The organism is Rheinheimera gaetbuli, from assembly GCF_054781935.1.
In genome coordinates this window covers 1-2,036 of the sequence record NZ_BAAGTL010000052.1, presented here as the reverse complement: position 1 = coordinate 2,036, position 2,036 = coordinate 1, and the positions used below count along the sequence as shown (strand labels likewise).

The following is a 2,036-nucleotide window of genomic DNA, read 5'->3' as shown; positions in this document are numbered from 1 at the left end:
TCAAGATTATTCATTGGATAACTGACTAATCCTTGCTGCAAAGTCGTATCATCCAAGCATAATGCTGTTTTTCCGAATAAAGGCAAAGCTGCCAGTACATCTTTACAGGTAAGCACAATGTCTAACTTCGCATCCTCCAGCATGTAAGCCAAGCGCGCTTCAGGGTAATCAGGATCCAGCGGTACATAGGCACCACCTGCTTTCAATATACCCAGAATGGCAACTACCATATCCAGTGAGCGAGGCAGACATATCCCTACCAGAGCTTCTTTATCCGCCAATATATTCCCCGAAACGTCCAACCCCTCTGAGCTATCAGGTCTTTCCTCTGAATCAGTATGCTTAATAAAATCGTTCGCCAATAAAAAATGTGCCAGTTGATTCGCTTTGGCATTTAACTCTGCATAGGTTAATTCATCGCCACCACAGACCAGAGCCACTGCATCAGGCGTGGCATCAACCTGGGCTTCAAATAGAGTATGAATACAGGCGTTTCGCGGATAGTCTGTTTGTGTATCATTTTTAAGCCATTTTTGCCGGTTCAACTCCTCTTCGCTGAGCATTCCCACCTTGAATACATTTTCTTCCGGCTGAGCCAGCATATTGTTCAACAAATTGGAGAAGTGCGCAGCCATACCCTTAATAGTGCTTTCCTCAAACAAATCAATATTGTATTCCCACAATAGAGACAACCCTGCTTCACTTTCTACCACATTAAGCATCAACTCATACTTGGCTTTACTCACTGCCTGCTCAAGTACATGTAAAGACAGCCCTGGCAACTCCAGTCGATTTTCTTCGTTGTTCTGCAATGTGAATGCGATTTGAAATAGTGGGCTATGGCTCAGGCTCCGCTCCGGCTGTAACCTTTCCACCACCTGCTCAAACGGCACCTGCTGATGAGCATACGCATCTAACAGCATTTGTTTGCTTTGCAACAGCAAGTCAACAAAACAAGGCTGAGCTGACAAATCGTTTCTAAGCACCAATGTGTTAACAAAAAAACCAATCAAAGGGGCAATTTCCGCTCGCTCACGGTTAGCGATCGGACTACCTACCACGATATCCGTTTCATTACTGTAACGGGCCAAAAGCGTGGAAAACACCGCATGCAGTCCCATAAACAACGTGGCACCATAAGCCCGACAAAACTGCTTTAACCTGTCTCTTTCCTCTGACCCGATATAGGAAAAGTAGGCTTTGCCATTGAAACTTTGTTGTGGCCCCCTGGGCTTGTCCAGTGGTAGCTTATGGGTCACCGGCAAACCTGCCAGCTGTTGTTGCCAATAACTCAGTTGTTTTTCCAATACTTCACCCTGCAACCAGTTACGCTGCCAGTAAGAAAAATCTGTATACTGAATATCCAGCTCAGCTAACGGGTTAGTTTCACCCTGCATATAAGCTTGGTAAAGGGTGCTGAACTCTTTGATCAATATGGCTTCTGACCAACCGTCAGATGCAATATGATGCATTGTCACCAATAAAATATTCCGCTTCTCTTCCCCCTTCAGTAGCCTGGCTCTCACCATTAAATCGCGGCTCAGATCAAACACCTCTGTCGCTTCCTGCTCAACTAATCTGGTGATTTCTGCCTGACGTAACGTCTCTGCCAATCCTGATAAGTCATGCAATTCCACTGTGAATTTCGACGCAGCCTGGATGTCCTGATAAGCCTGCCCCTTTTCATCTACCAAAAAACGGGTGCGTAAACTTTGATGGCGCTCGATGATAGTGGCGAATACCCGGTGTAAAACGTCCACATCAAGCGTTCCCGACAGCTCAAGAGCCATGGGTATATTGTAATGGGAATTGCCTCCGTCTATTTGAGCCAGCAACCACAGACGTTGTTGTGCGTAAGAAAGCGGTAATTTGTTCAGCAATACACTGACCCTGGTAATCGGATTATTCTGAACCTCTGTATCCTGGGGACGCAGTTGCTGTTGAAGGTATGTTAGCAACCCGGCCTTATTATCAATTATTGCCTGCTTTAACTCTACTGTCAGCGCGCCCTTCGGGGCTTTATAAGCAAGTGATCC

The 2,036-nt window shown here is 45.9% G+C and carries 1 protein-coding gene; it reads right to left on the bottom strand.

The genetic code is table 11. The features are described from left to right. Positions 1-2,036, bottom strand: a 2,036-nt coding sequence (locus tag ACYVIC_RS19805; protein ID WP_460862722.1) for a condensation domain-containing protein, incomplete at both ends; no start/stop codon positions are given.